The sequence below is a fragment of the Xanthomonas sp. NCPPB 3174 genome (assembly GCF_056725205.1).
In genome coordinates, this window is sequence record NZ_CM161517.1 from 307,391 (window position 1) to 334,307 (window position 26,917).

Here is a 26,917-nt window from a genome sequence, read left to right on the forward strand (position 1 = left end):
TCGCACCACTGGCTTCGAGACTTGGGAGGGAATCGATGACTGTGCCTCATGCGCGCGCACGCCGTGCGCCCCGTACCGTGTGCCTGGCAATGTTGTGCAGCGTCGGCTGCGCCCAGGCCGATGCCGAAAACAACGGCCCGCAGGGCAAGCTGCTGGCCGATCAGGAAGACTATTCGGCGCTGGCGGCGCGTCCGCGCCAGGGCTGGGAGAAATGGAAATACATCCCCGTCGGCGATGGCTGGCTCAGCCTCGGCGGCGAGAGCCGCACGCTGTACGACTATCGCGAGCACGCCGGCTTCGGCCGCTTCGCCACCGATCCGCACGGCTATGCGCAGCAGCGCCTACGCTTGTGGGCCGACTACCGGCCGTCGGCGTATCTGCGCCTGTTCGGCGAACTCGCCGACAGCCGTGTCGCCGGCCTGCAGACGCGGCCGGTGCAGGCCACCGATCGCAACCCGCTGGACCTGGCGCAGGGTTTCGTCGAACTGTCCGACGGGCAGAAGGAGCCGGCCTGGCGCCTGCGCGCCGGCCGCCAGCAGATCGCCTACGGCTGGCAGCGCCTGCTCGATCCGCGCGACCCGGCCAATTCGCGCATGCCGTTCGATGCGGTGCGGCTGCTGACCCGGCAGCCGCGCTGGAGCGGCGGCCTGCTGTGGGGGCGCCCGGTGCTGACCCGTACCGGCAGTTTCGACGACCGCACCAACCGCGACCAGCGCCTGTGGGGCGCCCACGCCGAAGTGCCGCTATCGCCCAGCCAGCCGAAGGCGGCACTGCTGGAGACGCTGTACCTGGACACCGTGCAGGACGGGCGCCGCTATGGCGGGGTGGTCGGCGAGGAGCATCGGCACACGCTGTCCACGCGCCTGAGCGGCGCGGTGCAGGGCTGGGACTACGACCTGGAACTGATCGGCCAGCGCGGCCATTTCGCCGGCCAGCGCGTACGCGCCTGGCAGGGCACGCTGTTCGGCGGCTACACCTTCGCCAAGACCACGTGGGCCCCGCGCCTGGGCTGGCGCATGGAGGTCTCGTCCGGCGACCGCGATCCGCGCGACGGCGAACTGAACACTTTCAACGGCCTGTACGCGCGTGCCTCGGTGTTCGACGGCAGCATGATCAGCAGCAACGAGCGTGCGGTGGGCCCGGAACTGGTGCTGCGCCCCAGCGAGCGGCTGTGGATCGACATGTACGTGCTCAAGCTGCAGCGGCAGAGCCTGCACGACGGCGTGTACGCGGCCGGCTGGCGGGTGCTGCAGCCGGGCGACGCCAACGATGCGCGCGACATCGGCACGCGCTCGGTGCTGTGGGTGAAGTACCGCTTCAACGCCTTCGCCAGCCTGGACGTGTACGCCCACTACACCCAGGCCGGGCCGTTCCTGCGCGAGGGCGCGGTGCGCGGCCGCGACTACTTCTACATCGCCCCCTTCCTGACCCTGCGCTTCTGAGCCGGAGCCTTCCCATGCGCGATCCGCTGCCATCGTCTGCGCCGTACCGCCCGCTGTATGCGTGGTACGTCACCATCGTGCTGTTGCTGGCCTACACGCTGTCGTTCGTCGACCGGCAGATCCTCGGTCTGCTGGTGCAGCCGATCAAACGCGACCTTCAGCTGTCCGACTCGGCCTTCAGTCTGGTCCACGGCTTCGCCTTCGCGGTGTTCTACACGCTGATCGGGGTGATGCTGGGCCGCGTCGCCGACCGCCGCAACCGCCGCAACCTGATCGTGCTGGGCGTGGTGGTGTGGATCGCAGCCACCGCGGCCGGCGCCTACGTCACCAGCTTCTTCACCCTGTTCCTGGCGCGGGTGTTCGTCGGCGTCGGCGAGGCCTCGCTGTCGCCGGCGGCGTACTCGATGCTGGCCGACTACTTCCCACCGGAAAAGCGCGCGCGGGCGATGAGCGTGTACACCTCCGGCGTCTACATCGGCTCGGCGGCGGCGTTCATCGTCGGCGGCCTGGTGATCGCGGCCACCAGCAAGGAGAGCACGGTGGTGTTGCCGCTGCTGGGCAGCTTCCGGCCCTGGCAGGCGGCCTTCATCCTGGTCGCGCTGCCCGGCCTGGCGGTGATCGCGCTGATGGCCACGGTGCGCGAACCGGCGCGGCGCGAGCAGGCCGCGGCGGTGCCCAGCGTGCGCCCGGACCTGAGCCACCTGCGCGACAACGCGCGGGTGTACGTGTCGCTGTTCCTGGCCAACGGCGTGATCGCGATGATCACCTTCGGCATCACCGCCTGGTTGCCGGCCACCTTCATCCGCCGCTGGCAGTGGACCCCGGGCGAGATCGGCCCGGCCTACGGCATCATCATCCTCACCTTCGGCATCGCCGGCATGCTGTTCAGCGGTTTCCTCGCCGACCGCCTGGCCGCGCGCGGCAGCCGCGATGCGGCGCTGAAGATCTCGCTGGTCGGGGCGGTGCTGCTGGTGGTCAGCAACGCGTTGTTCGCGATCGCGCCGGGGCCGTGGCTGGCGCTGGCAGCAGTCGCGCTGACCACGTTCGTGCTGGGCATGCCGGTGGCGCTGGCACCGGCGATCCTGCAGGCGGTCACGCCGAACCGGCTGCGCGGCCAGGTCACCTCGATCTACCTGCTGCTGGTCAACCTGATCGGACTGGGCCTGGGGCCGTACCTGGTGGCGCTGGGCACCGACCACGTGCTCGCCGACGAGCGCCAGGTCGGGCTGTCGCTGGGCGTGGTGTGCATGGGTGCGGCGCTGCTCGGCGCGCTGTGCCTGTGGACCGCCGCCGCGCCGTACCGGGCGCTTCTGCGCCGCGTGGACGCGGCGTTGTGACCATGCGCGGCCATGCCCCTACAATGCAATGGCGACGGCACCGCCGGCCGGCGCCGACGGATGCGTACGCAGCCGCCGTGACCTGGCCGCAGGACGCCCCATGCAGGAAGCGCTGTGAGTTCGAAACCGAGTCCCGAGATGTTCAACAGCACGCCGCCCGCCGATCCGCACACGGCGGACAGCGTGGACCAGCGACGCCTGACCAGCCTGATCGGCTACCGCATCACCCGCACCGAACTGCAGGTGCGGCGGCTGTTCCAGGACTGCGTGCGCGCTTTCGAGCTGAAGCCGGTGGAGTATTCGCTGCTGGTGCTGGTGGACGCCAATCCGGGCATCAACCAACGGCAACTGGGCGAAGTGCTGAGCGTGTCGCCGCCGAACCTGGCGATCGTGGTCGCGCGACTGGTGAAGCGCAAGCTGCTGCGGCAGGTCCGCGGGCGCCAGGATCGGCGCATGCAGCACCTGCATCTGACCACCGCCGGCACGGCGCTGCTGGCGCAGGCCGAAGCCGAAGTGGTGCGCATGGAGCAGCAGCTAAGCACCGCGCTTGGCGCGACCTCGGCACGCGCGCTGCTGCAGGCACTGGACCGGCTGGACGCGCTCGAGCGTCTGTAGCGGTCCCCGGCGGCGCGGCTGGCCTGTGCCGTCCGTCGTTCTTCCTTGGTGATTCCCGACCCGCCGCCAGCGTCCCGCTGACGGCCTGCGTCGCCGCGCGGCCGCGCTCTGCGCGCGGCGGCGCCTGTCCGCGTTCCTTTCCCCCCGCACCCCGCCGTTCTCCTTTCGCTTGGAGTGCTTGCCTGTGACCCGTGTCTGCCACCGTACTCCCTCGTCGCCGCGTACCCGCCCGCGCGTGTCGCTGCTCGCCTTGCTGACCATTGCCTGCGCCGCCCCGGCGGCCGCGCAATCGGTACCGCAGAGCGCCACCCTGCCGACCGGCATCAACACCGGCGGCACCAGTTTCTTCGACGGTTTCAGCAAACCGAACCCGGGCTGGACGGCGATCCAGTACCTGCGCCGCTACGACTTCGATGCGATCAAGGACGCGCACGGCGACGACGTGCCGGTGTTTCGCGATCCGCACATCGGCTCCTCGGTATGGGTCACCCAGGTGGCCTACCTCAGCGACTACAAGCTGTTCGGCGGTTCCCTCGGCATCACCGCGCTGGCCGCGCTGGTCGACCTGGACACGTCGTTCGCCTACGACAGCCCGGTGCGGCTGCGCGACAACGGCGTCGGCCTGGGCGACCTGACCATCGGCCCGTACCTGCAGATGGCGCCGGTGATCCGCGATGGCCGGCCGGTGTTCTCGCAGCGCTTCGAACTGGATGCGCTGGCGCCGATCGGCAAGTTCGACCGCAACCGCGACGTCAACCAGGGGTCAGGCTACTGGTCGGTGCTGCCGAGTTGGGCCTTCAGCATCCTGCCGACGCCGCGCTGGGAGATCAGCGTGCGGCTGAACTACATCTACAACTTCCGCGCCGACAAGGCCTCCAACGTGCCGCAGGGCGATGGCTTCGTGTTCCGCAACGGCCAGGCCGGCGACGCCGCCTGGCTCAACTTCGCCAGCTCGCTGGAAGTGGTCAAGGACCTGCACCTGGGCATCAACGGCTACTACCTCAAACAGTTGCGCGACAACCGCACCAATGGCGAGCGCGTGGCCGACAGCAAGCAGACCCAGTTCTATCTCGGCCCCGGCCTGTCGTGGCGGATCGACCAGAAGAACATCTTCAACGCCAACTTCTACATGCCGGTGGAGGTCAAGAACGCGCCCTCCGGCCACAACGTCAACGTCCAGTACATCCACGTCTTCTGATCAACTCCGCAACGGACACGCGCTGCCATGAACCTGCACAACAAGACCCTCCTCGTCACCGGCGTGGCCTCCGGCATCGGCGCCGAGGTCGCGCGCCTGGCGCGCTTCCACGGCGCCACGGTGATCGGCATCGACCGCCAGCCGGTCAACATGACCCTGCACGGCTTCCACCAGGCCGATCTCGGCGACCCGGCCTCGATCGATGCGCTGGTGGCGCAGTTGCCCGAGCGCATCGATGCGCTGGCCAACATCGCCGGCGTGCCCGGCACCGCGCCGGTGGACGTGGTGGCCAAGGTCAACTACCTGGGCCTGCGCCATCTCAGCCAGGCGCTGCTGCCGCGCATCGTGCCCGGCGGTAGCATCATCAACATCGCCTCCATTCTCGGCGCGGAGTGGCCGCAGCGGCTGGACCTGCACAAGCAACTGGCCGCCACCGGCAGCTACGCGGCCGGCAGCGACTGGCTGGCGGCGCATCCGGTGCCGCAGGACACCTGCTACCAGTACTTCAAGGAAGCGCTGATCGTGTGGACGCTGCTGCGTTCGCGCGACTGGTTCGCCGACCATTCGGTGCGCGTCAACAGCGTCGCGCCGGGCCCGGTGTTCACGCCGATCCTGGGCGATTTCGTCACCATGCTCGGGCCCGAGCGGGTCCAGGCCGACGCCGGCAAGATGAAGCGCCCGGCCTATGCCGACGAAGTGGCCGAAGCGGTGGTGTTCCTGGCCTCCGATGCGGCGCGCTGGATCAACGGCGTCAATCTGCCGGTGGACGGCGGACTGGCCGCCACGTCGATCTGAGCACGCCCCTGCCCATCCTTTCCACGAGAGTAGACATCATGCACAGCACCGAACCCCTGGCCGCCGCGTCCACCTGGAGCGAGCGCATCTTCAATGGCGAGTGGATCGCCGCCCAGGGCGGCGTCCTCGAGGTGATCGAACCCGGCAGTGGCAAGGCGCTGCACCGCGTCGGCCAGGCCAATGCGGCCGACGTGGCCACGGCGGTGGCGCAGGCCCGCGACGCGCAACGCGCCTGGGCGGCCACGCCGCCGCGCGAGCGTGCGGCGGTGTTCCATCGCGCCGCGCAGGTGCTGCAGCAGCATGCGGCCGCGGCCGCGGCGCTGATCGCGCGCGAGACCGGCGGCATCCTGCCCAAGGGCGAGCACGAAGTGCGCGAGGCGATCGTGCTGCTGCAGCAGGCCGCGGCGATGCCGCTGCAGGCGCAGGGCCAGGTGCTGCCGACCGCGCCGGGCCGACTGAGCCTAGCGCGGCGCCTGCCGCTGGGCGTGGTCGGGGTGATCTCGCCGTTCAACTTCCCGCTGGTGCTGTCGTTGCGTTCGGTGGCGCCGGCGCTGGCGGTGGGCAATGCGGTGGTGCTCAAGCCCGATCCGCGCACGCCGTACGCCGGCGGTTTCGTCATCGCCGAGGTGCTGCAGCAGGCCGGCCTGCCGAAGGGCCTGCTGCACGTGCTGCCGGGCGGCGCGGATGCCGGCCAGGCGCTGGTCGAGGCGCCGGGCGTGCCGATGATCGCGTTCACCGGGTCCACCGCCGCCGGCCGCCGCATCGGTGAGCTGGCCGGCAAGCACCTGAAGAAGACCGCGCTGGAGCTGGGCGGCAAGAATTCGCTGATCGTGCTCGACGATGCCGACCTGGACAAGGCGGTGTCGGCGATCGCCTTCGGCGCGTACTTCCACCAGGGCCAGATCTGCATGGCCACCGGCCGCGTGCTGGTCCAGCGCAGCATCGCCGCCGAACTGACCCGGCGCCTGGCCGAGAAGGCGCGGCACCTGCCGGTCGGCGACCCGGCCACCGCCCATGTCGCGCTCGGCCCGATCATCGACCAGCGCCAGTTGCAGCACGTCAAGGACGTGGTCGATGCCTCGGTGGCGGCCGGCGCCGTGGTCGAGGCCGGCGGCACGCACGAGGGCCTGTTCTACGCACCCACGGTGCTGTCGAACGTGCGGCCGGGCATGCCGGCGTTCGAGGAGGAAGTGTTCGGCCCGGTCGCCAACGTGATCGCTTTCGACAGCGACGACGAAGCGGTGGCGCTGGCCAACCAGACCGAATACGGCCTGTCGGCCGGCATCCTGTCGGCCTCGGTCGGCCGCGCGATGGCACTGGGCGAACGCCTGCACACCGGCCTGCTGCACATCAACGACCAGACCGTGGCCGACGAAGTCACCAATCCCTTCGGCGGCACCGGCGCCTCCGGCAACGGCACCAGCATGGGCGGCCCGGCCGACTGGGGCCAGTACACGCACTGGCAGTGGGTGACGATCCAGGACAGCGCGCCGCAGTATCCGTTCTGAGGACAAGTCGCCGGGCGCCACATCGGCGCCCGGTGCTGCGTGTGGATGCATTGCTCGCAGGAGCGATGTCTGCTCGGTGGCCTGCGGGTTGAGCTACGCGCGGCCAATACGGCGTCGGCCCTGCATTGTGGGAGGGACTTCAGTCCCGACGCCTCTGCGGCGACTTGCCATTGCCGCTGCGTGCGTCGCGGCTGAAGCCGCTCCTACACCGGACGACGCCGCCATCTCCCAGTAAATCCTTGTAGGAGCGGCTTCAGCCGCGACCGAGCCATCCCGACGAACCCCACGCGCTCACCCCTGCGCCCGCTGCCGGAACTGCATCGGCGAGCACCCGGCATGCCGGCGGAAGCAGCGGCTGAAATACGCCGCATCCGCATAGCCCAGCACTTCGGCGAGTTGCTGCACGGTCAGCGTGGTGTAGACCAGGCTGCGTCGCGCCTCGAGCATGATCCGGCGCTGCAGCAGTTCCAGCGCCGAGGCGCCGGCCAGGCGTCGGCACAGCGCGTTGAGATGGCTGCGGCTCAGTCCGAGCCGGTCGGCATAGCGCGCCAGCGGCCAGTGTTCGCGGTAATGCGCGTCGATCAACGCGGTGTAGGCGCGCACGTGGCGCGCGCCGCGGTCGGCGTCGTGCGGATCGGCGTGGGCCTGCGCCAGTGCGCCGCGTGCCGCCCACAGCAGGGCCTGCGTTGCCAGCGCCTGCAGCATCGGCTCGCGGCCGGGGCGGCGCTGCGCGTGTTCGACGGCGATGGCAGTGAAGCAGGCGTCGAGCATCGGTTGCTGGTCGCCCGCGGGCAGGCACACCGGCTGCGCCAGCGCCTCGTCCAGGCTCGGCCACTGCGCCGCCAGGCGCTGCCGCAGCGGTGCCGACACGGTCACGATGTGGCCGCGCACGTTGCGCTGGAAGCGGAAGCCGTGCACGCACAGCGGCGGCAACAGCAGCAGACACGGTCCGCGCAGGCGCTGCTGCGTTCCGTCCAAGTGAAGGCCGGCGCTGCCGCGCTGCAGATACAGCAGTTGCAGCAGGTCGTCGTGGCGGTGCGGGCGGATGTGCCAGTCGTGCAGGCGGCTGCGTGCGGCGATGGATTCCCAGTGCAACAGGTCCGGTGTCTCGCGATCGCCGGTCTCGCCGTACAGGCGGAAGGCCGGGACCGTGACCGGCGATGCGGCAGCGGCGGAAGCGGTGCGGGGCATCGGCGAAAAGTACCGGAATCGGTCGCAATGATCCATGTCCCTGGCGCGCCGCAGCCGGAACACTGTGCGTCGGTCCCATCCTGCGGAGGACGCATGCGTACCCAGGTCGCCATCGTCGGCGCCGGTCCGGCCGGACTGCTGCTCGGGCAGTTGCTGCACGGCCACGGCATCGACACCGTCATCGTCGAGCGGCAGACGCCCGAGCACGTGCTGTCGCGCATTCGCGCCGGCGTGCTGGAGCAGGGTACCGCCGACCTGCTGTGCGCCGCCGGTGCCGGCGCGCGCATGCAGCGCGAAGGCATCGTCCACCATGGCTTCGAGCTGGCACTGGAACAGCGCCGCGAACGCATCGAGCTGAGCGCGGTGACCGGTGGCCGTGCGGTCACCGTCTACGGCCAGACCGAAGTGACCCGCGACCTGATGGACGCACGTCGTGCCGCCGGCGCCACCACGCTCTATTCCGTCGAGGACGTGCAACTGCACGACATCGGCGGGCCGCAGCCGTGGCTGAGCTTCGTGCAGGAGGGCGTCATGCAACGCCTGGATTGCGACTATGTGGTCGGCTGCGACGGCTTCCACGGGGTCAGCCGCCGCGCGATCCCGGCCGAGGTGCTGCGCGTGTACGAACGGGTCTATCCGTTCGGCTGGCTGGGCGTGCTGGCCGACACCCCGCCGGTGGCCGACGAACTGATCTATGCGCGCAACGCACGCGGCTTCGCCCTGTGCAGCATGCGCTCGCCCACCCGCACCCGTTACTACGTGCAGGTGCCGGCGGACGAGCGGGTGGAGGACTGGTCGGACGATCGCTTCTGGGACGAACTGCGCCGGCGCCTGCCCGACGACGTGGCGCAGGCGCTGGTCACCGGCCCGTCGCTGGAGAAGAGCATCGCGCCGCTGCGCAGCTACGTCGCCGAGCCGATGCAGTACGGGCGCCTGTTCCTGGCCGGCGATGCCGCGCACATCGTGCCGCCGACCGGCGCCAAGGGCCTGAACCTGGCCGCCGGCGATGTCGGCCTGCTCGCGCACCTGTTCGCGCAGGCGCAGCAGGAGCGCAGCGATGCGCCGCTGCAGCGCTATTCGGAACTGGCGCTGCAACGCGTGTGGAAGGCCGAGCGCTTCTCCTGGTGGATGACCACGATGCTGCATCGCTTCCCGGACGAGGACGCGTTCAGCCGCCGCCTGCACGATGCGGAACTGGACTATCTGCTTGGGAGCGCCGCCGGTCGCGCGACCATTGCCGAGAATTACGCGGGACTGCCGTTGGCGGTTTAGAGCGGGGATTGGTGAGTCGGGATTGGGGATTGGCAAAGTCGCGTCCCAGTTCCCCTGCGCACGTCGATCGTGTCCTTCTCGGCTTTCTTCCAATCTCGAATTCCGAATCCCCACCCTCGACAGGAGAGTCGTCGATCATTGTGATCGATGATGGCGATCAGGCGCGCCGATGGATGATCGTGCAGAGCGCCAACACATCGCGGCGCCATGCACTGCATGCACACCTTCAGGTGCGTGTTGCCGCGCCATTTCTGATATCGAGGTAACTGTGGCGATTCTCCCAGACCAGGAAAAAAGCCGGTAAATCCGCCGGTTTTTCGCGATTTGCTGGATTGCACAAGGGCTGCACGTTGCTACGCTGCAGCCGTGCCGGTTCCCTCGTTGCCGCGCATCGCGGCAGCGCGGCGTCATCGCGCATTCCCCTGTTCCCCCATCGGAGCGTCTTCCATGAAGATCCGTTTTCAGGCCTGTCTGCTGGCGCTGCTGCTTGCGCTTCCCGCCGCGTCCGCGTTCGCACAGACCGCGGTCACTGCCAATCCCAACCACGAGCAGCTGCTGCACGGCGAGGACTGGCGCACCACCGCCAACAAGCGCCTGGTCTACGACTTCTGGCGCATCGTGTTCGAAGCCGGGCACACCGAATATGCGCCGATGTACATGGCCAAGGACTACATCCAGCACAACCCCAACGTGGCCAATGGCCGCGATGCGTTCCTGGCGTTCCTGACCTCCTTCGTCAAGCCGACGCCGATCCAGCCGCGCGTGCAGTTGCCCCTGGTCGCGATCCTGGCCGAGGGCGACTACGTGACCCTGGTGTCGGTGCGCACGCTGCCCGATCCCAAGGACGCCAGCAAGACCTACACCACCACCTGGTTCGACATGTTCCGCATCCAGAACGGCAAGATCCAGGAGCATTGGGACGCGGCGACCAAGTGAGGTCGCGTCGCGCGCGTTGATCGCTGGCAGGCGTCGTCCACCCGGGTGGACGGCGCCTGCGCGCTGAGAGGGGGATGCGCGCAGGCGTCAGAACGCGTCGGCGCGGTAGCCCGTGTCGATGCTGACGCTGCCGCCGAGCGCACGCGAGACGCAGGCGCACAGCTTGCGGTTGCTGTGGCGCTGTTCGTCGCTGAGGAACACGTCGCGGTGGTCCAGCGGGGCGGCCGCATCCAGCACTTCGACCACGCACAGGCCGCATTCGCCGCGGCGACAGTCGGCCATGACTTCCACGCCGGCCGCGCTCAGCGCGTCCAGCAGCGATTCGTTCTCGGCCACCTGCACGGTCTTGCCCAGCGCCGGCACCTGCACCACGAACGGCTGCGCCGGCGCGTTGCCGCTGTTGCCGAAGGTCTCGAAGTGCAGGCGCGCGCGGGCGCGGCCGTCGTCGCGCCAGCGTTGCCGCAGTTCGTCCAGCAGCGGCAGCGGGCCGCAGGCGTAGACGTCGGCGTTGCGCGGCCATTGTGCGATTTGTGCGGCCAGTTCGAGCTGGCCCAGGTGTTCCGGGCAGAACAGCTGCAGGCGCTCGCCCAGCAGTTCCTGCAGACGCTCCAGATAGGCCATGCTGGCGCGGCTGCGGCCGGCGTAGAGCACCTGGAACGGAATGCGCCCGCGTGCCAGCCGCTGCGCCATGCCCAGGATCGGGGTGATGCCGATGCCGCCGGCGACCAGCACGATGTGCTCGGCGGTCTCGTCCAGGGCGAAATGGTTGTTGGGCGAGGAAATCTCCAGTTGGTCGCCCGGCGCCAGCGCCCACATCGCGCGCGAACCGCCGCGACTGTCGGGCACCGCGCGCACCGCGATGCGGTAGTGGCCATCGGCGGCAGGCTCGCCGACCAGCGAGTAGGAGCGTTCGTGCCAGGCCTCGCCGATGCGCACGCGCACGTCGAGATGGCTGCCCACGGTGAACGGGCGGCTGGCGGGGCCCGGATCGAGCACGATCTCGCGCACGTCCTGGCACGGCGTGGCGACGGCGACGACGCGGGCGGTGGTCCACTGGGTGTCTTTGCGCATGGCGGGGTCCGGCAGGCGGGAAGGGGAGGCGGGAAGGCGGCGTACGCCGCAATCAGGCGGGCGGACGGCGCCGCAGCAGGCGGCTGCCGGGAATCTGTCCCAGTGCGTTCTGGTCGTGCAGGGCGTGATGCGCGTTGCGCTGCGCCAGCCGCGCGTGTTCGCGCATCAAGGCTTCGGCGCGTGCGCCTTCGCGGCGCACGATCGCATCCAGCACCTGGCGGTGCTGGTCCTGCGCGATCGACAGCACGGTGGCGGCCTGGCCGCGCTCGAGCACGAAGCTGCTGGGCGAGGCGAACGGCAGTTGCGCGACGCGCGCGAACTCGCGCGAGAGCAGCGCACTGCCGGCCATCTCGAACAGCAAGGCGTGCCACTGCGCGTTGCAGTCCACATAGCGGGCAAAGGCATCCTCGCTCAGCGGTCGCGTCGCCAGGACGGCGTCGATCTGCGCCAGCAACGCCTGCGCGCGCGCCAGCAAGGCCGGCTCGGCACCGCGCTCGGCGGCGCGGCGCGCGGCCAGGCCTTCCAGGGTGCCGCGCAGTTCGATGGCGTCGTCCACATCGGCCTCGTCGAACGCCTGCACCGCGTATCCGCCGCCACGCAGCGGCTGCACCAGGCCTTCCTCGGCCAGCCGCTGCAGCGCGGCGCGCACCGGCGTGCGCGAGACGCCCAGGCGGTCCACCAGAGCGACCTCGGACAGGCGCTCGCCGGCCGGCAGGCCGCCGGCCAGGATCAGCTCGCGCACTTCCAGCAGGGCGCGGGTGGTCTGGGCGGCACTGGAGCGGAACGGATGCGCGGCGGACATGGCGGTGGCTCCGGGATCCTGGCGGCGGTTCATCCGACCATGCGCAGCTGCAGGTCCTGGTTGCGCTGCTCGGCGGCGACCATGCGTTCGATCAGCCGCCGCGCCCACATGCCGCCGGCGTCGACGTTGAGGTTGTAGAACACATGGTCCGGATGCGCGTCGATGGCGCGTTGTTGCGCTTCCAGCACCAGCTCGTCCTCGCCGAACACGCCGGTGACGCCGTCGCGCAGGCGCGTGGTGATCGATTGCTCGTGCAGCGAGTGGTTGCGCACGAACGCCCAGAAGTAGTGACAGGTACGGTCGGTTTCCGGGGTGATGGTGTTGAGCACGTAGCCGTTGACCCCGCGCGAGCGATCGCCCTGCGGCGCACCGCTGCCGGCCACCGCCACGCCGACGTCGATGGCGATGGTGCAGGGCGCCTCGAAGCGAATGATCTGCCAGCGGTCGACCTTGCCGCGGTAGCCGTGCGCGTGTTCGATCTGCCAGGCCCAGAACGGCGGCGGGTCGATGTCCAGCATCCAGCGCGACACCACCGTGCTGCGTTCGCCGTGGACCACGTCGAACGGCGCCTCGGCGACCTCGTCCTGGCCGATGCTGGAGCCGTGCACGAAGGTCTCGTGGGTCAGGTCCATCAGGTTGTCCAGCACCAGCCGGTAGTCGCACTTGACGTGGATGGTGCGGCCGTCGCCGGCCCAGGCCGGGTCGTCGTTCCAGTGCAGGTCCGGCACCAGTGCGGGGTCGGCCAGCGCCGCATCGCCCGGCCATACCCAGACGTAGCGGTGACGTTCCACGGTGGGGAAGCGGCGCACGCAGGCGGACGGATTGATGGTGTCCTGCGAGGGCATGTGCACGCAGCGCCCGTTCGCGTCGTAGACCAGGCCGTGGTAGCCGCAAACCACGTCGTCGCCGCGCAGCCGGCCCATCGACAGCGGCACCAGCCGATGCCAGCAGGCGTCCTCGAGCGCGGCGACGCGGCCGCTGCTGGTGCGGTACAGCACGATGTCCAGATTGCACACCTTGCGCGGCAGCAGCGCGTGCTTGACCTCGTGATCCCAGGCGATGGCGTACCAAGCATTGAGCGGAAATGCCGGAGCGGACGACTGCATGGCGGCGACCTCGATTGTGTATACAACAGGCTGGGGAAGATCCTTGCGTGTTGCGGGCCGATGGCGAATGCGTAATGCCATCGCGCCGTCGCCCGATGCGGGGCGACGATGGAATGTATACAACAGGGCGGGACCGGCACGCCGTTGCCATGGCGTTAAATTGTTCGTTTATCGAACTGAGCATCCGATAATCGGATTGACCGCCCGCCGGAGCGGGCCTAACGTGGCCTCCCGAAGCGACCTGGAGGAGGATGTCGTGGCAGACCCCGTAATGCGCCTGCGCCCCTGTGCGCTGCGCCCCTGGCCGGCGACGGCGGAGCGGCGCCGATGATCGACAAGACCCTGGACTCGTGCGCTGCGGCGGTGGCCGACATCCACGATGGCGCCACAGTGATGATCGGCGGCTTCGGCACCGCGGGCATGCCCGATGCGCTGATCGATGCGCTGATCGCGCAGGGCGCGCGCGAACTGACCATCGTCAACAACAATGCCGGCAACGGCGAGACCGGTCTGGCCGCGCTGATCAAGCACAAGCGCGTACGCAAGATCGTGTGCTCGTTCCCGCGGCAGAGCGACTCGCAGCACTTCGACGCGGCCTACCGCGCCGGCGAGCTGGAACTGGAACTGGTGCCGCAGGGCAACCTGGCCGCACGCATCCATGCCGCCGGCAACGGCCTGGGCGCGATCTTCACCCCGACCGGCTACGGCACCGAGCTGGCCGCCGGCAAGGAGACCCGCGAGATCGACGGCCGCCAATACGTGCTGGAGTATCCGATCCGCGCCGATTTCGCGCTGATCAAGGCGCACCACGGCGACCGCTGGGGCAACCTGGTGTACCGCAAGACCGCGCGCAACTTCGGCCCGCTGATGGCGATGGCCGCGACCTGCGCGATCGTGCAGGTGGAAAAGGTGGTGGAGCTAGGCGCGCTGGATCCGGAAGCGGTGGTGACCCCGGGCATCTTCGTGCAACGGCTGGTGGCGGTGCGCACCGCGCAGGAGGACGCATGCACGCATTGAACGGGCGCGGCATCGACCGCAACGCGCTGGCCGCACGGGTGGCGCGCGACATCCCCGAGGGCGCCTACGTCAACCTGGGCATCGGCCAGCCGACCGCGGTGGCCAACTTCCTGCCGGCGGACAAGGAGATCTTCCTGCACAGCGAGAACGGCCTGCTCGGCATGGGGCCGGCGCCGCCGCCGGGGCAGGAGGACCTGGACCTGATCAACGCCGGCAAGCAGCCGGTGACGCTGTTGACCGGCGGCTGCTATTTCCACCACGCCGACTCGTTCGCGATGATGCGCAGCGGACGCCTGGACGTGTGCGTGCTCGGCGCGTTCCAGGTGTCGGTGCATGGCGACCTGGCCAACTGGAACACCGGCGCGGCCGATGCGATCCCCGCGGTCGGCGGTGCGATGGATCTGGCGATCGGCGCCAAGCAGGTCTACGTGATGATGGAACTGCTGACCAAGCGCGGCGAACCCAAGCTGGTCGACGCGTGCAGCTATCCGTTGACCGGGCTGCGCTGCGTGTCGCGGGTGTACACCGACCTGGGCGTGTTCGCGCTGGGGCCGGACGGCGCGCGCGTGCTCGAACTGGTCCCGGGCGTGAGCCTGGACGACCTGCGCCAGGCCACCGGGCTGGCGCTGACCCTGGCCGATTCCACGGAGGCGGCATGACCGAGGCCTACATCATCGACGGCGTCCGCACGCCGATCGGCCGCTACGGCGGCGCCCTGGCCGGGGTGCGCGCGGACGACCTCGGTGCGGTGCCGCTGCAGGCGCTGCTGGCGCGGCAGCCGCAGCTGGATCCGGCGCAACTCGACGACGTCTACCTGGGCTGTGCCAACCAGGCCGGCGAGGACAACCGCAACGTCGCGCGCATGAGCCTGCTGCTGGCGGGCCTGCCGTTCGGCGTGCCGGGCAGCACGGTCAACCGCCTGTGCGGTTCCGGCCTGGATGCCATCGGCACCGTCGCACGCGGCATCCGCGCCGGCGAGCTGGGTTTGGCGATTGCCGGCGGCGTCGAGTCGATGTCGCGCGCGCCGTGGGTGATGGGCAAGGCCGACAGCGCCTTCGCCCGCAACCAGCAGCTCGAAGACACCACCATGGGCTGGCGCTTCGTCAATCCGAAGCTGCAGCAACTGTATGGCGTGGAGCTGATGGGCGAGACCGCCGAGAACGTGGCCGCACGCTACGGCATCTCGCGCGAGGACCAGGATGCCTTCGCCCTGCGTAGCCAGCAGCGCACCGCCGCTGCGCAGGCCGCCGGCTTCTTCGACGGCGAGATCGTGCCGGTGACCGCGCCGGGCAGGAAGCGCGGCGAGACCGTCGAGGTCGGTGTCGACGAGCATCCGCGCGCCGACACCACCCTCGAGGCGCTGGCCAGGCTCAAGCCGATCTTCCGCCAGCCCGGCACCGTCACCGCCGGCAATGCCTCGGGCATCAACGATGGCGCCGCCGCGCTGCTGCTGGCCAGCGACGCGCAGGTGCAGGCGCTGGGCCTGACCCCGCGCGCACGCGTGCTGGGCTTCGCCAGTGCCGGCGTGGAGCCGGCCTACATGGGCATCGGCCCGGTGCCGGCCACGCGCAAGCTGCTGGCGCGGCTGGGGCTGTCCATCGGCGACTTCGATGCGATCGAACTCAACGAGGCGTTTGCCGCGCAGGGCCTGGCCTGTCTGCGCGAACTCGGCGTCGCCGACGATGCCGCGCACGTCAATGCCAACGGCGGCGCGATCGCGCTCGGTCATCCGCTGGGCATGAGCGGTGCGCGCCTCGCCCTGACCCTGCTGCGCCAGCTCGAGGCCAGCGGTGGCCGCCGCGGCCTGGCGACCATGTGCATCGGCGTCGGCCAGGGGGTGGCGCTGGCGATCGAGCGGCTGTAGCCGCTCGCCCCATCGACGCTGCGCCCCGCACGCCTGCATCATCCTTCCAGCCAACCGGCTCCGCGTGGAGCCAGCGAGACCGCACGATGCGCGACGACACCCCCATCGATCCCCTGCTCGGCTATCGGCGCCCGTACCCCGGGACGCAGCCGGCCTATTTGCACCCGCCCTACGCCTCCACCGGCGCACGCGGCCCGACCCGCGACCCGATCGCGATCCCGCTGACCCTGTCCGAAGCCACCGGCCCGACCCTGGACCGCACCACCCTCGGCGAACACGCCGCCGATCTCACCGCCGGTTTCCCCGGCGCGCCGCTGGGCGAGCGCATCATCGTCAGCGGGCGCCTGCTCGACGAGAACGGCAAGCCGGTGCGCAACAGCGTGGTCGAGGTGTGGCAGTGCAACGCCGCCGGCCGCTACCTGCACGCCGGCGATCAGCACGACGCACCGCTGGATCCCAACTTCACCGGTACCGGCCAGGTGCTGACCGACGACCACGGCCGCTACCGCTTCACCACCATCAAGCCCGGCGCCTATCCGTGGCGCAACCACTACAACGCCTGGCGCCCGGCGCACATCCATTTCTCGCTGCACGGCGACGGCATCGGCCAGCGCCTGGTCACGCAGATGTATTTCCCTGGCGACCCGCTGCTGGCGTTCGACCCGATCTTCAACTGCGTGGAGGACCCCAAGGCGCGCGAGCGCATGGTCTCCGCGTTCGACTGGGAGACCACCGCCAACGAGTTCGCGCTGGGCTACCGTTTCGACATCGTCCTGCGCGGACGCAAGCAGACCCCTTGGGAGTGAGGCGATGAGTTTCCAGGCAACCCCTTCGCAGACGGTCGGCCCCTACTACCGCATCGGGCTGGAGCCGCTGTACCGCACCGAGATCGCGCCGGCGCAGGCGCAGGGCACCCACGTGGAGATCGTCGGCAGCGTCTTCGACGGCAACGGCGTGCCGGTCGGCGATGCGCTGCTGGAGATCTGGCAGGCCGATGCCGCCGGCATCTACGACCATGCCGCCGATCCGCGCCGCGGCGAACACGATCCCGCCTTCCACGGCTGGGGCCGGGTACCGACCGACGCGCAGGGCCGCTTCGCGTTTCGCACGATCAAGCCCGGGCGCGTCGCCGGGCCCAAGGGCCTGCAGGCGCCGCACCTGGTGGTGCTGGTGTTCATGCGCGGCCTGCTGCGCGCCGCGCCGACACGGCTGTACTTCGGCGACGACGACCTGGACGGCGACGCGATCCTGGCGCAGGTGCCGGCCGAGCGCCGCGCCACCCTGATCGCGCAACCGCAGGCGCCCAATCGCTACCAGTGGGACGTGCGCATGCAGGGCGAGCACGAGACCGTATTCTTCCGCTACTGAGCGCGGCGACATCCCGCACAGGCCGCAGCGGTTACGCTGCATGATCTCTCCACCGCCTACGAACCGATGAGCGTCTCCGAGTCCCTGTTGCGTCCGCTGTTCGGCGATCCGGCCGTCGATGCGCTGTTCGACGACCGCGCGCGCCTGCAGGCCATGCTCGACGTGGAAGCAGCGCTGGCACGCGCGCAGGCACGCTGCGGCGTGATCCCGGCCGACGCAGCGGCGCCGATCGCCGCCGCCTGCGATGCCGCGCGCTACGACCTGCCTGCGCTCGCCGCCGCCACCGCGCTGGCCGGCAATCCGGCCATTCCCTTGGTCAAGGCGCTCACCGCGCAGGTCGCCGCCGCCGATGAAGACGCCGCGCGCTGGGTGCACTGGGGTGCGACCAGCCAGGACATCATCGACAGCGGCGCGGTGCTGCAACTGCGCGCCGCGCTCGACCACGTGGAAGCGCAACTGGACGCGCTGTGCACGGCGGTGGCGGCGTTGGCGCAGCGCGAGCGCGACACCGGCCTGCCCGGGCGCACCTTGTTGCAGCAGGCGGTGCCGGTGACCTTCGGATTGAAGGCCGCAGGCTGGCTGGACGCGCTGCAGCGCAGCCGCCGGCGCCTGCAGGCGCTGCGCGAGGATGCCCTGGTGCTGCAGTTCGGCGGTGCCGCCGGCACCCTGGCCGCGCTGCAGTCGCAGGGCCTGGCGGTAGCCGAGGCGCTGGCGGCGGAGTTGCGCCTGCCGTTGCCGGCGCTGCCCTGGCATGCGGCGCGCGACCGGATCGGCGAGATCGGCGCGGCGTTCGCGCTGCTCGCCGGCAGCCTCGGCAAGATCGGCCGCGACGTTGCCCTGCTGATGCAGTCGGAAGTGGCCGAGGCGTTCGAGCCGGCGGCGGCGGGCAAGGGCGGCTCCTCGGCGATGCCGCACAAGCGCAATCCGGTCGGCTGCGTGGTCGCGATCGCCGCGGCCACGCGCGCGCCCGGCCTGCTCGCGACCCTGTTCGCGGCGTTGCCGCAGGAACACGAGCGCGCGGTCGGCGGTTGGCATGCCGAATGGGAGACCCTGCCGGAACTGGTGCGTCTGAGCGCCGGCAGCCTGGCGCAGGTGCGGGTGCTGGCCGAGGGCCTGGAACTGGACCGTGCGCGCATGGCCGCGCATCTGGACAGCCACGGCGGCCTGCTCTACGCCGAGGCGGTGGCGGTGACCCTGGCTGCGCACCTGGGCAAGGCCGCCGCGCACGCGTTGGTGGAAACGGCGGTACGTCGTGCGCTGGCCACGCAGCAGCATTTGCGCGTGGTGCTGGCCGAGGAACCGCAGGTGACCGCGGTGCTGGCGTCGGCGCAACTGGATGCGCTGTTCGCCAGCGACAGCTGGCGCGGCATGGCCGTGGTGTGGATCGAGCGCGTGCTCGCCGCGCAGGCGCGCGGGTGAGGCGCAGCGCCGTGCCGGCCTGCCGCAGCGTGGGCGGCACGTTCTAGACTTGCGGCTGCCGTCCGGTTCCCCGCCGCGACGGCCCCTTCCACTTTCCCTGCGAGCGCCGCCCATGCCCATCCTCGACCTGCCCACGCATCGTCTGCATTACCGCATCGACGGCAGCGAAGGCCGTCCGTGGCTGACCCTGTGCAACTCGCTCGGCACCGACCTGCACATGTGGGACGCGCAGATCGCCGCGCTGTCGCCGCACTTCCGCGTGCTGCGCTACGACCGTCGCGGCCATGGCGCGTCCACCACCCCGCCGGCGCCCTATGCCATCGCCGACCTCGGCGGCGACGTGGTGGCGCTCTGGGATGCGCTGTCGATCGAGCGCAGCCATTTCTGCGGCCTGTCGATCGGTGGGCTGACCGGACAGTGGCTGGGCCTGCACGCGGGCGAGCGCCTGCTCAGCCTCGCCCTGTGCGCCACCGCGGCTAAAATCGGCAGCGCCGAGAGCTGGCAGGCGCGCATCGAGCAAGTGCGCGCCGAGGGCCTGGCGCCGCTGTGCGACGGCACCCGCACGCGCTGGTTCACCGCGGCCTTCGCCGAGGCGCAGCCGGCCACCGTCGAGGCGATCCTGGACAGCTTCCGCGCCACCGATGCGCAGGCCTACATCGGCTGCTGCCAGGCGCTGGCCGAGGCCGACTTCCGCGCGCGCCTGGGCGAGATCCGCGTGCCGGTGCTGGCCGTGGCCGGGCACGACGATCCGGTGTGTCCGCCGGCCGATCTGCAGGCCATCGCCGCGCAGGTGGCGCAGGGCGAGGATGCCGAGGTGCACGGCCGCCACCTGTGCAACGTCGAGTCGCCGCACGCCTTCAACGATGCGCTGCTGCGCTTCCTGCTGCAGTAGCCAGTACCCGTTTTTCCCCACGTTTCAGGAGTCGCCCCGATGCACGAAAACGAACGCTACGCCGCCGGCCTGCAGGTGCGCCGCGCGGTGCTCGGCGATGCCCACGTCGACCGCTCGCTGGCCGCACGCACGCCGTTCACCGAGGAATTCCAGGAGTTCATCACCCGCACCGCCTGGGGCACGGTGTGGACCCGCGAGGGCCTGCCGCGGCACACGCGCTCGCTGCTGACCCTGGCGATGATGGTGGCGCGCGGCCACGACGAAGAGTTCAAGCTGCACGTGCGCGCCGCACGCAACAACGGCGTCAGCGCCGACGAGATCAAGGAAGTGCTGCTGCAGGCCGCGATCTATTGCGGCGTGCCCGCGGCCAACCACGCCTTCGCCCTGGCCGCGCCGATCCTGGCCGAGCAGGCTGCCGAAGGCGGCGCATAGCGCGCGCCGCGCGCGCTCAGCGCACCTTACGCACTTCGGTGACCGCCGGGCTCAGCCGCGTGCCATCGGCGGCGCGCGGCTGCATGCGCGCGACCGGCTTGCCGCTGCGCGTGTCGATCAGCACCGAATGGCGCTCGCCGTGGTCGAACAGATGCCGTTCGCCCCACTGCCGCAGCGCCAGCACCACCGCGAACAGGTCCTCGCCCTTGGCGCTCAGCGCGTACTCGCGATAGGCGCTGCCGTCCGACGCCTCGCGCGTCTCCAGGATGCCGGCCTCGACCAGCTTGCGCAGCCGGTCGGCCAGGATGTTGCGGGCCATGCCCAGGCTGCGCTGGAAGTCGCCGAAGCGGCGCACCCCATCGAAGGCATCGCGCACGATCAGCAGCGACCAGCGGTCGCCGATCAGGTCGGCGCTGCGCGCCACCGGGCAGGGCGACGCGGGCAGGGCAGGGCGGGACGGCATCGGCGTTTCCGGTCGGCGCTCGGCGGCAGTGGTTGCATTTTAAAACCTATCGGCCTAGCCTGAAACAAGTTTCGTTTTGAAACTGGAATGGGCGAATCTTCGATCATGCACTCCGTCACCGCCGTGCACTCCATGCCGCGTCGTCTGGTCTGGCTGTTCGCCATTGCCAGCGGCCTGAGCGTGGCCAACGTCTATTACGCGCAGCCGCTGCTGGATGCGCTGGCAGCGGATTTCCGCATCGGCCCGGCAGCGGTGGGCGGCGTGGTCAGCGCCGCCCAGGTCGGCTGCGCGCTGGCCCTGCTGTTGCTGGTGCCGCTGGGCGACCTGGTGGAGCGTCGGCGTCTGATGGCAGTGCAGGCGCTGGGATTGGTCGCGGCGCTGGTCGCGGTGAGCGTGGCGCGGTCGGCGCCGGTGTTGCTGGCCGGCATGCTCGCCGTCGGCATGCTGGGCACGGCGATGACCCAGGGCTTGATCGCCTATGCCGCCAGCGCCGCGGCGCCGCAGGAGCAGGGGCGGGTGGTCGGCGCGGCGCAGGGCGGTGTGTTCATCGGCCTGTTGCTGGCGCGGGTGTTCGCCGGCGCCGTCAGCGACCTGGCAGGCTGGCGCGGGGTGTATGCGGGTGCCGCGGTGCTGATGCTGGCACTCGCGTTGCCGCTGTGGCGCTGGTTGCCGGCGCTGCCGGTGCCGCCGCAGCCACTGCGCTATCTGCGCCTGATCGCATCCATGCTGACGCTGCTGCGGCAGGAGCGTGTGTTGCAGGTGCGCGGCGTGCTGGCGCTGTTGATGTTCGCGGCGTTCAACATCTTCTGGAGCGCGCTGGTGCTGCCATTGCGCGCACCGCCGTACGCGTTCTCGCACACCGCCATCGGCGCCTTCGGTCTGGCCGGCGCGGTCGGTGCGCTGGCGGCCGCGCGGGCCGGACGCTGGGCCGACCGCGGCCATGCCCAGCGCACCAGCGCCGCGGCGCTGGTGGTGTTGGTGCTGGCCTGGTGGCCGCTGTCGTGGCTGCCGCACTCGCTGGCCGCGCTGCTGCTCGGCATCGTCCTGCTCGACCTGGCCGGGCAGGCCGTGCACGTCACCAGCCAGAGCATGATCCTGCGCGGCCGGCCGCACGCGCATGGCCGGCTGATCGGCCTGTACATGCTGTTCTACGCGGTGGGCAGCGGACTGGGCGCGATCGGCACGACCGCGACCTATGCCCAGGCGGGTTGGACCGGCGTGTGCCGCCTGGGGGCGGCGGTCAGCCTGCTGGCGCTGCTGTTCTGGTGGGCGACGCGGCGGCTCGGCGCGGCGCCCGCGGCGCTCAGTCCAGCACCCGGCTCAGGCGCTGTGCCGCCTGCCGCAGTGCCGGCAACACCGTGCTCTGCAGGCTGCCCAGGGTCATCCGTGCCACCGAGCTGCCGACATTGAGCGCGGCGACCACGCGGTCCTGGCGGTTGCGTACCGGCACCGCCACCGAGCGCAGGCCGATCTCCAGTTCCTGGTCGACGACCGCATAGCCGTCGCGCTGCACGCGCTCGAGCAGGGCCTGGAACTGCGCGCGGTCGGTGACGGTGCGCTCGGTGCGCGGGCGCAGCGGATTGCGCTCCAGGTAGCTGTTCAAGGTGTCGCCCGGCTGCGCCGCCAGCAGCACCCGGCCCATCGAGGTGCAGTAGGCCGGCAGGCGGCTGCCGGCGCGCAGGCCGATCGACATGATGCGCACGGTTTCCGCACGTGCCACATACAGCAGGTCGTCGCCGTCGAGCACGCCCAGCGAGCAGGATTCGTGCAGGTCGTCGCGCAGCGCATCCAGCACCGGCTGCGCCGCCACCGACAGCGCGGCGGTGGACAGATAACCGCTGCCGATGCCCAGCGCGCGCGGCAGCAGCACGTAGCCGCGGCCGTGGGTGCCGGCGTAGCCGAGCTTCTCCAGCGTGTACAGCACGCGCCGCACCGCCGCGCGCGGGATGCCGGTGTCGGCGCTGAGTTGGGCCATGCTGACGTCACGGCTGTGCTGGCCGAAGGCGCTGAGCACGGCCAGGCCGCGCGCCAGCGAGGTCATGAAGTTCGGATCGCCTTCGCATTCGCCGATGCGCCGCATCAGCTCCGCGGCCAGGCCGCGCTCGGGCGGGGTGGGAGCGGTAGCGGCACGCGCGGTGCGGCGTGCGCGAGGAGGACGCGGGGAATCGGACATGGAAGCGGCGGCGGCGGCGATGCGTCCGATGGTAGTGGTTGCATCAGTGGGCGTCGATGCCGCGATGTGCGCGAGCATCGTCATCCACCAAGTAGCGGATGAACATCCACGATTCTTGTAGGAGCGGCTTCAGCCGCGACCCGGCGCTCCCGGGAACGCCCGGTCGCGGCTGAAGCCGCTCCTACGAGGGTTCGAGCTTCGGCCGGCCTCAGTCGCCCAGCCGCACCACCAGCTTGCCGAAGTTGCCGCCGCTCAGCATGTCGATGAAGGCCTGCGGCGCATTCTCCAGGCCGTCGACGACGTGTTCGCGGTAGCGCACGCGGTCATCGGCCAGCCAGGCGCCCATCTCGCGCAGGAACTCCGGATACAGTTTGACGAAGTCGCCGACGATGAAGCCGCGCAGGGTCAGGCGCTGGCGCAGCACCTGGCCCATCAGCGCCGGCAACCGATCCGGCCCCGGCGGCAGCGCGCCGTTGGCGTTGTAGGTGGCGATGGTGCCGCACACCGGCACGCGGGCGAAGTCGTTGAGCAGCGGCAGCACCGCGTCGAACACGTGGCCGCCGACATTCTCGAAGTACACATCGATGCCGTCGGTCGCGGCGGCGCGCAACTGCTCGGCGAAGTCCTTGGCGCGGTGGTCCAGGGCCACATCCACGCCCAGTTCCTCGCGCAAATAGCGGCATTTTTCCACGCCACCGGCGATGGCGATTACCTTCGCCCCGCGCAGTTTGGCGATCTGGGCCACGGTGGCGCCGACCGGGCCGGTGGCCGCGGCGACCGCCACGGTCTCGCCCGGCTGCGGCTTGCCGATTTCGTGCAGGCCGGCATAGGCGGTGAAGCCGGGCATGCCGTACACGCCGAGCGCGGTGCTCGGCGGCAGCGGCGAGTTGGGATCGAGCTTGCGCCGCAGGCTGGCGCCGTCGACGACCAGATGGGTCTGCCAGCCGCCGTTCTGCACCAGCACCAGATCGCCCGGCGCGTGGTCGGGGGAGTTGGATTGCAGCACCTCGGCCACGGTGCTGCCGACCATGGTCTCGCCCAGTTGCACCGGCGGCGCGTAGGAGGGCGCATCGCTCATGCGCCCGCGCATGTACGGGTCCAGCGATAGCCAGCGATTGCGCAGCAGTACCTGGCCGGGGCCCGGCGCTTCGAGTGACGCCTGTTCGGTGCGGAAGTTGTCGGTGCCCGGCGCGCCCTGCGGGCGCAAGGCGAGCACGATGCGGGTGGTCTGGGTGGGGGCGGTCATGCGGTTTCCTCACTTGCGGTATTCAATTGCGCGATGTCCTCGGCCGACAGCTGCAGGCGCGCCGCAGCGAGCAGGTCCTGCAGTTGCTCCAGGCTGGTCGCGCTGGCGATCGGCGCGACGATGCCGGGCCGCGCCATCAGCCAGGCCAGCGCCACCTGCGTGGGCGTGGCGGCATGCTTGCCGGCGATGTCGTCGAGTGCGGCGAGGATGCGCAGGCCGCGCGCATTGAGATAGCGCGCGACCACGCTGGCGCCGCGCGCCTGGCTCTTGCCGGCGTCTTCGGCGCGGCGGTACTTGCCGCTGAGGAAGCCGCTGGCCAGCGCGTAGTAGCACAGCACGCCCAGGCCCTGTTCGCGCACCAGCGGTTCCAGTTCGGCCTCGTAACCGGCGCGGTCGTAGAGGTTGTATTCCGGCTGCAGCGTCTCGTAGCGCGGCAGGCCGTACTGTGCGGAGACGTTCAGGGCTTCGCGCAGTCGCGCGGCGCCGTAGTTGGAGGCGCCGATCGCGCGCACCTTGCCCTGTTCGATCAAGCGCCCGAACGCTGCCAGCGTCGCTTCCAGCGGCACGGAGTCGTCGTCTTCGTGTGCCTGGTACAGATCAATGACGTCGGTCTGCAGGCGCTGCAGCGAGTCCTCCGCGGCGGCGGCGATGTTGTCGGCCGACAGGCCCGGGCGTTCGGCCCACTTGCCGACCTTGGTCGCGATCAGCACCTTGTCGCGCTTGCCGCTGCGCTTGAGCCACTGCCCGATCAGCGTTTCCGATTCGCCGCCGTGGTTGCCGGTGACCCAGGCCGAGTAGATGTCGGCGGTGTCGATGAGATTGCAGCCGGCCTCGACGAAGGCATCGAGCAGGGCGAAGGAGGTCTTGGCGTCGGCGCTCCAGCCGAACACGTTGCCGCCGAACGCCAGCGGTGCCGCATGCAGGCCGGAGCGGCCGAGTTCGCGCGTGTGCAGCATGGAAAACGTTCCACTGTGGGGGGAGGCGACAGGATAGTCGCCATGGGTTGGGCGGTCGTCAAATGCTCGCGAAAACATCGTTCTGTAGACGTGATTCGCGCTAACGGAAGCGCAACATTCGTCGGTATCGAGCCGCGTGCTAGGCTCGCGCCACCTCTCTTGCGGATGCCTGCCATGACGCTTCGAACCTCGCTCGCCTGCGCCTGCACCCTGGCCGTCGCCACTGCCTTGCTCGCTCCAGCGGCGCAGGCGATCAAGCCCGCCGATACCGCGACGCTGCCGGCGCCGGACGCCGCGTTGCAGACGGCGATCGACGGCAACTGGCGCGACCGCGCCAACGTCGCCCGCGACGCCTACCGTCATCCCGGCCAGACCCTGGCGTTCTTCGGCATCAAGCCGACCCAGACGGTGATCGAGGTCACTCCGGGCAGCGGCTGGTATTCCGAGATCCTGGCGCCGTACCTGCGCGAGCGCGGGCAGTACATCGCCGCGGTGGTCGATCCGGCGGCCGTGCCGGAAGGCCGCGGCCGCGATTACCAGCAGAAGGCGCGCGCCGGCCTGGAGCAGAAGTTCGCCGCGGCGCCGGCGCAGTACGACCACGCGCGCATCGTCGCCTATGCGCCGAACGCACCGGTGTTCGGCCCGCCCGGCTCGGCCGACCTGGTGCTGACCTTCCGCAACGTGCACAACTGGCGCATGGCTGGCCAGGCCGAGGGCATGTTCAAGGGCTTCTACAACGTGCTCAAGCCCGGTGGCGTGCTCGGCGTGGTCGAGCACCGTGCGAAGGCCGACGTGCCGGCCGACGACAAGAGCGGCTATGTCGGCCAGGCGCAGGTGATCGCCATGGCCGAGGCGGCCGGCTTCAAGCTGGCCGGCAAGAGCGAGGTCAACGCCAATCCGCGCGACACCAAGGATTATCCGGGCGGTGTGTGGACGCTGCCGCCGAGCAACCAGCACGAGGCCGCCGACGACGCCAAGTACCAGGCGATCGGCGAGAGCGACCGGATGACCCTGAAGTTCGTCAAGCGCTGAGCCGGCGCACCGGCGACGCGGCGCGGACGCATGGGACAATGCCTGCGCCGCGCCGTGCGGCGCAGGCCCGCCGCCGTTCCCGCCGATGCTGATCGCTTTCAACAAGCCCTTCAACGTGCTGTGCCAGTTCACCGACCGCAGCACGCCGCCGCGGCGCACCCTGGCCGAGTTTGGCCTGCCCGCCGACGTGTACGCGGCCGGACGCCTGGACTACGACAGCGAGGGCCTGCTGCTGCTGACCGACGATGGCGCATTGGCGCACCGTCTTACCGATCCGCGGCACAAGCAGCCCAAGACCTACTGGGTGCAGGTGGAAGGCGCGCCGCAACCGGAACAACTGCAGCGCCTGCGCGACGGTGTGCTGTTGAACGATGGGCCGACCGCGCGGGCAGAGGTGACGTTGCTGGAGGCGGCGCCCTCGCTATGGCCGCGCGATCCGCCGGTGCGCTTCCGCAAGAGCGTGCCCGATGCCTGGCTGCAGGTGGTGTTGCGCGAAGGCCGCAACCGCCAGGTGCGGCGGATGACCGCCGCGGTCGGCCTGCCGACGCTGCGCCTGGTGCGCGCGGCGATGGGCGCGCACCGCCTGGACGGACTGGCACCGGGCGCGTGGCGCGCGCTGTAATGCGTGCGTTGCCGCGCGACGCGTAGGAGCGGCTTCAGCCGCGACCGAGGCGTTACCGATGCTTTTCGGTCGCGGCTGAAGCCGCTCCTACACTAGAGGCGCATGGCTGCAGCGAATCCATAAAAAAGCGACCGGGATCTCTCCCGATCGCTGCGTATGG

At 70.4% G+C, this 26,917-nt stretch carries 27 protein-coding genes; 19 read left to right on the forward strand and 8 right to left on the reverse strand.

Annotated features, from left to right (window positions below):
• Positions 1-35: 35 nt before the first annotated feature.
• From AC1PK7_RS01340 to AC1PK7_RS01365, 6 genes are all read left to right on the forward strand, one after another.
• Positions 36-1,442 carry an alginate export family protein gene (locus tag AC1PK7_RS01340; RefSeq protein WP_481099609.1) on the forward strand — a complete coding sequence of 469 codons (1,407 nt, stop codon included), beginning with the start codon at positions 36-38 and terminating at the stop codon, positions 1,440-1,442.
• A 14-nt stretch (positions 1,443-1,456) separates the two neighbouring features.
• A complete protein-coding gene (locus tag AC1PK7_RS01345) occupies positions 1,457-2,779 on the forward strand; it encodes a spinster family MFS transporter (protein ID WP_481099610.1) in 1,323 nt (440 codons plus the stop codon).
• A gap of 138 nt (positions 2,780-2,917) precedes the next feature.
• Positions 2,918-3,394, forward strand: a complete 477-nt coding sequence (locus tag AC1PK7_RS01350) for a MarR family winged helix-turn-helix transcriptional regulator (RefSeq protein WP_481100823.1) — start codon at positions 2,918-2,920, stop codon at positions 3,392-3,394.
• A gap of 178 nt (positions 3,395-3,572) precedes the next feature.
• Positions 3,573-4,592 (forward strand): SphA family protein, encoded by a 1,020-nt coding sequence (locus tag AC1PK7_RS01355; RefSeq protein WP_481099611.1) that lies wholly within the window; start codon positions 3,573-3,575, stop codon positions 4,590-4,592.
• 27 nt (positions 4,593-4,619) lie between these two features.
• Entirely contained in the window at positions 4,620-5,387 is a 768-nt protein-coding gene (locus AC1PK7_RS01360; protein WP_481099612.1) for a coniferyl-alcohol dehydrogenase, read from the forward strand.
• 38 nt (positions 5,388-5,425) lie between these two features.
• Positions 5,426-6,895 carry a benzaldehyde dehydrogenase gene (locus tag AC1PK7_RS01365; protein ID WP_481099613.1) on the forward strand — a complete coding sequence of 490 codons (1,470 nt, stop codon included), beginning with the start codon at positions 5,426-5,428 and terminating at the stop codon, positions 6,893-6,895.
• Between the two features lie 291 nt (positions 6,896-7,186).
• Here the strand turns inward: AC1PK7_RS01365 and AC1PK7_RS01370 are convergent, their stop codons facing one another.
• On the reverse strand, positions 7,187-8,086 hold the full coding sequence (locus tag AC1PK7_RS01370; RefSeq protein WP_420008589.1) for a helix-turn-helix domain-containing protein: 900 nt from the start codon (positions 8,084-8,086) through the stop codon (positions 7,187-7,189).
• Between the two features lie 93 nt (positions 8,087-8,179).
• On the opposite strand from AC1PK7_RS01370, the gene pobA reads away from it, so the two are divergent.
• Together pobA and AC1PK7_RS01380 are read left to right on the forward strand one after the other, a co-directional pair.
• A complete protein-coding gene (gene pobA / locus AC1PK7_RS01375) occupies positions 8,180-9,358 on the forward strand; it encodes a 4-hydroxybenzoate 3-monooxygenase (RefSeq protein ID WP_481099614.1) in 1,179 nt (392 codons plus the stop codon).
• Positions 9,359-9,805: 447 nt separating this feature from the next.
• Positions 9,806-10,294, forward strand: coding sequence for a nuclear transport factor 2 family protein (locus AC1PK7_RS01380; RefSeq protein WP_420008592.1), 489 nt, complete (start codon positions 9,806-9,808; stop codon positions 10,292-10,294).
• Positions 10,295-10,381: 87 nt separating this feature from the next.
• Here AC1PK7_RS01380 and AC1PK7_RS01385 read toward each other — a convergent pair whose 3' ends face one another.
• Genes AC1PK7_RS01385 through AC1PK7_RS01395 form a run of 3 tightly spaced genes read right to left on the reverse strand, consistent with a single transcriptional unit; the run spans position 10,382 to position 13,273 of the window.
• Positions 10,382-11,365: a PDR/VanB family oxidoreductase gene (locus AC1PK7_RS01385; protein ID WP_481099615.1), complete on the reverse strand. Its 984-nt coding sequence runs from the start codon at positions 11,363-11,365 to the stop codon at positions 10,382-10,384.
• A gap of 52 nt (positions 11,366-11,417) precedes the next feature.
• Positions 11,418-12,167: a GntR family transcriptional regulator gene (locus AC1PK7_RS01390; protein WP_481099616.1), complete on the reverse strand. Its 750-nt coding sequence runs from the start codon at positions 12,165-12,167 to the stop codon at positions 11,418-11,420.
• Positions 12,168-12,196: 29 nt separating this feature from the next.
• Positions 12,197-13,273 (reverse strand): aromatic ring-hydroxylating dioxygenase subunit alpha, encoded by a 1,077-nt coding sequence (locus AC1PK7_RS01395; RefSeq protein ID WP_209245259.1) that lies wholly within the window; start codon positions 13,271-13,273, stop codon positions 12,197-12,199.
• 327 nt (positions 13,274-13,600) lie between these two features.
• Here AC1PK7_RS01395 and AC1PK7_RS01400 point away from each other — a divergent pair, with 327 nt between their 5' ends.
• From AC1PK7_RS01400 to pcaC, 8 genes are all read left to right on the forward strand, one after another.
• Positions 13,601-14,290 carry a 3-oxoacid CoA-transferase subunit A gene (locus AC1PK7_RS01400; RefSeq protein ID WP_481099617.1) on the forward strand — a complete coding sequence of 230 codons (690 nt, stop codon included), beginning with the start codon at positions 13,601-13,603 and terminating at the stop codon, positions 14,288-14,290.
• On the forward strand, positions 14,278-14,949 hold the full coding sequence (locus AC1PK7_RS01405; protein ID WP_481099618.1) for a 3-oxoacid CoA-transferase subunit B: 672 nt from the start codon (positions 14,278-14,280) through the stop codon (positions 14,947-14,949). The genes AC1PK7_RS01400 and AC1PK7_RS01405 overlap by 13 nt, the downstream gene beginning before the upstream one ends.
• Entirely contained in the window at positions 14,946-16,154 is a 1,209-nt protein-coding gene (gene pcaF, locus AC1PK7_RS01410; RefSeq protein ID WP_481099619.1) for a 3-oxoadipyl-CoA thiolase, read from the forward strand. The genes AC1PK7_RS01405 and pcaF overlap by 4 nt, the downstream gene beginning before the upstream one ends.
• Positions 16,155-16,240: 86 nt before the next feature.
• Positions 16,241-16,960 (forward strand): protocatechuate 3,4-dioxygenase subunit beta, encoded by a 720-nt coding sequence (gene pcaH / locus AC1PK7_RS01415; RefSeq protein WP_017908147.1) that lies wholly within the window; start codon positions 16,241-16,243, stop codon positions 16,958-16,960.
• A 4-nt stretch (positions 16,961-16,964) separates the two neighbouring features.
• Positions 16,965-17,522 (forward strand): protocatechuate 3,4-dioxygenase subunit alpha, encoded by a 558-nt coding sequence (pcaG, locus tag AC1PK7_RS01420; RefSeq protein ID WP_481099620.1) that lies wholly within the window; start codon positions 16,965-16,967, stop codon positions 17,520-17,522.
• 66 nt (positions 17,523-17,588) lie between these two features.
• Positions 17,589-18,941 (forward strand): 3-carboxy-cis,cis-muconate cycloisomerase, encoded by a 1,353-nt coding sequence (locus AC1PK7_RS01425; RefSeq protein WP_481099621.1) that lies wholly within the window; start codon positions 17,589-17,591, stop codon positions 18,939-18,941.
• Between the two features lie 112 nt (positions 18,942-19,053).
• Complete coding sequence (pcaD, locus tag AC1PK7_RS01430) at positions 19,054-19,833, forward strand: 3-oxoadipate enol-lactonase (protein ID WP_481099622.1); 780 nt, start codon at positions 19,054-19,056, stop codon at positions 19,831-19,833.
• Between the two features lie 39 nt (positions 19,834-19,872).
• Positions 19,873-20,265: a 4-carboxymuconolactone decarboxylase gene (pcaC, locus tag AC1PK7_RS01435; protein ID WP_019799518.1), complete on the forward strand. Its 393-nt coding sequence runs from the start codon at positions 19,873-19,875 to the stop codon at positions 20,263-20,265.
• Positions 20,266-20,281: 16 nt separating this feature from the next.
• On the opposite strand, the gene AC1PK7_RS01440 is transcribed toward pcaC, so the two are convergent.
• Positions 20,282-20,728 carry a winged helix-turn-helix transcriptional regulator gene (locus AC1PK7_RS01440; protein WP_010343711.1) on the reverse strand — a complete coding sequence of 149 codons (447 nt, stop codon included), beginning with the start codon at positions 20,726-20,728 and terminating at the stop codon, positions 20,282-20,284.
• 105 nt (positions 20,729-20,833) lie between these two features.
• Here AC1PK7_RS01440 and AC1PK7_RS01445 point away from each other — a divergent pair, with 105 nt between their 5' ends.
• Positions 20,834-22,138, forward strand: a complete 1,305-nt coding sequence (locus AC1PK7_RS01445) for an MFS transporter (protein ID WP_481099623.1) — start codon at positions 20,834-20,836, stop codon at positions 22,136-22,138.
• On the opposite strand, the gene AC1PK7_RS01450 is transcribed toward AC1PK7_RS01445, so the two are convergent.
• The 3 genes from AC1PK7_RS01450 to AC1PK7_RS01460 all read right to left on the reverse strand — a co-directional run bounded on the left by AC1PK7_RS01450 (position 22,032) and on the right by AC1PK7_RS01460 (position 25,103).
• On the reverse strand, positions 22,032-22,901 hold the full coding sequence (locus tag AC1PK7_RS01450) for an IclR family transcriptional regulator domain-containing protein (protein WP_209245249.1): 870 nt from the start codon (positions 22,899-22,901) through the stop codon (positions 22,032-22,034). The two genes, AC1PK7_RS01445 and AC1PK7_RS01450, sit on opposite strands and share 107 nt — an antisense overlap.
• A 208-nt stretch (positions 22,902-23,109) precedes the next feature.
• On the reverse strand, positions 23,110-24,147 hold the full coding sequence (locus AC1PK7_RS01455) for an NADP-dependent oxidoreductase (RefSeq protein WP_481099624.1): 1,038 nt from the start codon (positions 24,145-24,147) through the stop codon (positions 23,110-23,112).
• On the reverse strand, positions 24,144-25,103 hold the full coding sequence (locus AC1PK7_RS01460; RefSeq protein WP_481099625.1) for an aldo/keto reductase: 960 nt from the start codon (positions 25,101-25,103) through the stop codon (positions 24,144-24,146). Before AC1PK7_RS01460 ends, AC1PK7_RS01455 begins: the two co-directional genes overlap by 4 nt.
• 174 nt (positions 25,104-25,277) lie before the next feature.
• On the opposite strand from AC1PK7_RS01460, the gene AC1PK7_RS01465 reads away from it, so the two are divergent.
• Both AC1PK7_RS01465 and AC1PK7_RS01470 read left to right on the forward strand, forming a co-directional pair.
• Positions 25,278-26,135, forward strand: coding sequence for a class I SAM-dependent methyltransferase (locus AC1PK7_RS01465; protein WP_481099626.1), 858 nt, complete (start codon positions 25,278-25,280; stop codon positions 26,133-26,135).
• 85 nt (positions 26,136-26,220) lie between these two features.
• Positions 26,221-26,757: a pseudouridine synthase gene (locus AC1PK7_RS01470; RefSeq protein ID WP_019800809.1), complete on the forward strand. Its 537-nt coding sequence runs from the start codon at positions 26,221-26,223 to the stop codon at positions 26,755-26,757.
• Positions 26,758-26,917: the final 160 nt, after the last annotated feature.

Bases quoted from the DNA above. Each gene is read 5' to 3' on its own strand.
- AC1PK7_RS01340 (WP_481099609.1), top strand. From the start codon at position 36: ATGACTGTGCCTCATGCGCGCGCACGCCGTGCGCCCCGTACCGTGTGC.
- AC1PK7_RS01345 (WP_481099610.1), top strand. From the start codon at position 1,457: ATGCGCGATCCGCTGCCATCGTCTGCGCCGTACCGCCCGCTGTATGCG.
- AC1PK7_RS01350 (WP_481100823.1), top strand. From the start codon at position 2,918: ATGTTCAACAGCACGCCGCCCGCCGATCCGCACACGGCGGACAGCGTG.
- AC1PK7_RS01360 (WP_481099612.1), top strand. From the start codon at position 4,620: ATGAACCTGCACAACAAGACCCTCCTCGTCACCGGCGTGGCCTCCGGC.
- AC1PK7_RS01365 (WP_481099613.1), top strand. From the start codon at position 5,426: ATGCACAGCACCGAACCCCTGGCCGCCGCGTCCACCTGGAGCGAGCGC.
- AC1PK7_RS01370 (WP_420008589.1), bottom strand. From the start codon at position 8,086: ATGCCCCGCACCGCTTCCGCCGCTGCCGCATCGCCGGTCACGGTCCCG.
- pobA (WP_481099614.1), top strand. From the start codon at position 8,180: ATGCGTACCCAGGTCGCCATCGTCGGCGCCGGTCCGGCCGGACTGCTG.
- AC1PK7_RS01380 (WP_420008592.1), top strand. From the start codon at position 9,806: ATGAAGATCCGTTTTCAGGCCTGTCTGCTGGCGCTGCTGCTTGCGCTT.
- AC1PK7_RS01385 (WP_481099615.1), bottom strand. From the start codon at position 11,365: ATGCGCAAAGACACCCAGTGGACCACCGCCCGCGTCGTCGCCGTCGCC.
- AC1PK7_RS01390 (WP_481099616.1), bottom strand. From the start codon at position 12,167: ATGTCCGCCGCGCATCCGTTCCGCTCCAGTGCCGCCCAGACCACCCGC.
- AC1PK7_RS01395 (WP_209245259.1), bottom strand. From the start codon at position 13,273: ATGCAGTCGTCCGCTCCGGCATTTCCGCTCAATGCTTGGTACGCCATC.
- AC1PK7_RS01400 (WP_481099617.1), top strand. From the start codon at position 13,601: ATGATCGACAAGACCCTGGACTCGTGCGCTGCGGCGGTGGCCGACATC.
- AC1PK7_RS01405 (WP_481099618.1), top strand. From the start codon at position 14,278: ATGCACGCATTGAACGGGCGCGGCATCGACCGCAACGCGCTGGCCGCA.
- pcaF (WP_481099619.1), top strand. From the start codon at position 14,946: ATGACCGAGGCCTACATCATCGACGGCGTCCGCACGCCGATCGGCCGC.
- pcaH (WP_017908147.1), top strand. From the start codon at position 16,241: ATGCGCGACGACACCCCCATCGATCCCCTGCTCGGCTATCGGCGCCCG.
- pcaG (WP_481099620.1), top strand. From the start codon at position 16,965: ATGAGTTTCCAGGCAACCCCTTCGCAGACGGTCGGCCCCTACTACCGC.
- AC1PK7_RS01425 (WP_481099621.1), top strand. From the start codon at position 17,589: ATGAGCGTCTCCGAGTCCCTGTTGCGTCCGCTGTTCGGCGATCCGGCC.
- pcaD (WP_481099622.1), top strand. From the start codon at position 19,054: ATGCCCATCCTCGACCTGCCCACGCATCGTCTGCATTACCGCATCGAC.
- pcaC (WP_019799518.1), top strand. From the start codon at position 19,873: ATGCACGAAAACGAACGCTACGCCGCCGGCCTGCAGGTGCGCCGCGCG.
- AC1PK7_RS01440 (WP_010343711.1), bottom strand. From the start codon at position 20,728: ATGCCGTCCCGCCCTGCCCTGCCCGCGTCGCCCTGCCCGGTGGCGCGC.
- AC1PK7_RS01445 (WP_481099623.1), top strand. From the start codon at position 20,834: ATGCACTCCGTCACCGCCGTGCACTCCATGCCGCGTCGTCTGGTCTGG.
- AC1PK7_RS01450 (WP_209245249.1), bottom strand. From the start codon at position 22,901: ATGTCCGATTCCCCGCGTCCTCCTCGCGCACGCCGCACCGCGCGTGCC.
- AC1PK7_RS01455 (WP_481099624.1), bottom strand. From the start codon at position 24,147: ATGACCGCCCCCACCCAGACCACCCGCATCGTGCTCGCCTTGCGCCCG.
- AC1PK7_RS01460 (WP_481099625.1), bottom strand. From the start codon at position 25,103: ATGCTGCACACGCGCGAACTCGGCCGCTCCGGCCTGCATGCGGCACCG.
- AC1PK7_RS01465 (WP_481099626.1), top strand. From the start codon at position 25,278: ATGACGCTTCGAACCTCGCTCGCCTGCGCCTGCACCCTGGCCGTCGCC.
- AC1PK7_RS01470 (WP_019800809.1), top strand. From the start codon at position 26,221: ATGCTGATCGCTTTCAACAAGCCCTTCAACGTGCTGTGCCAGTTCACC.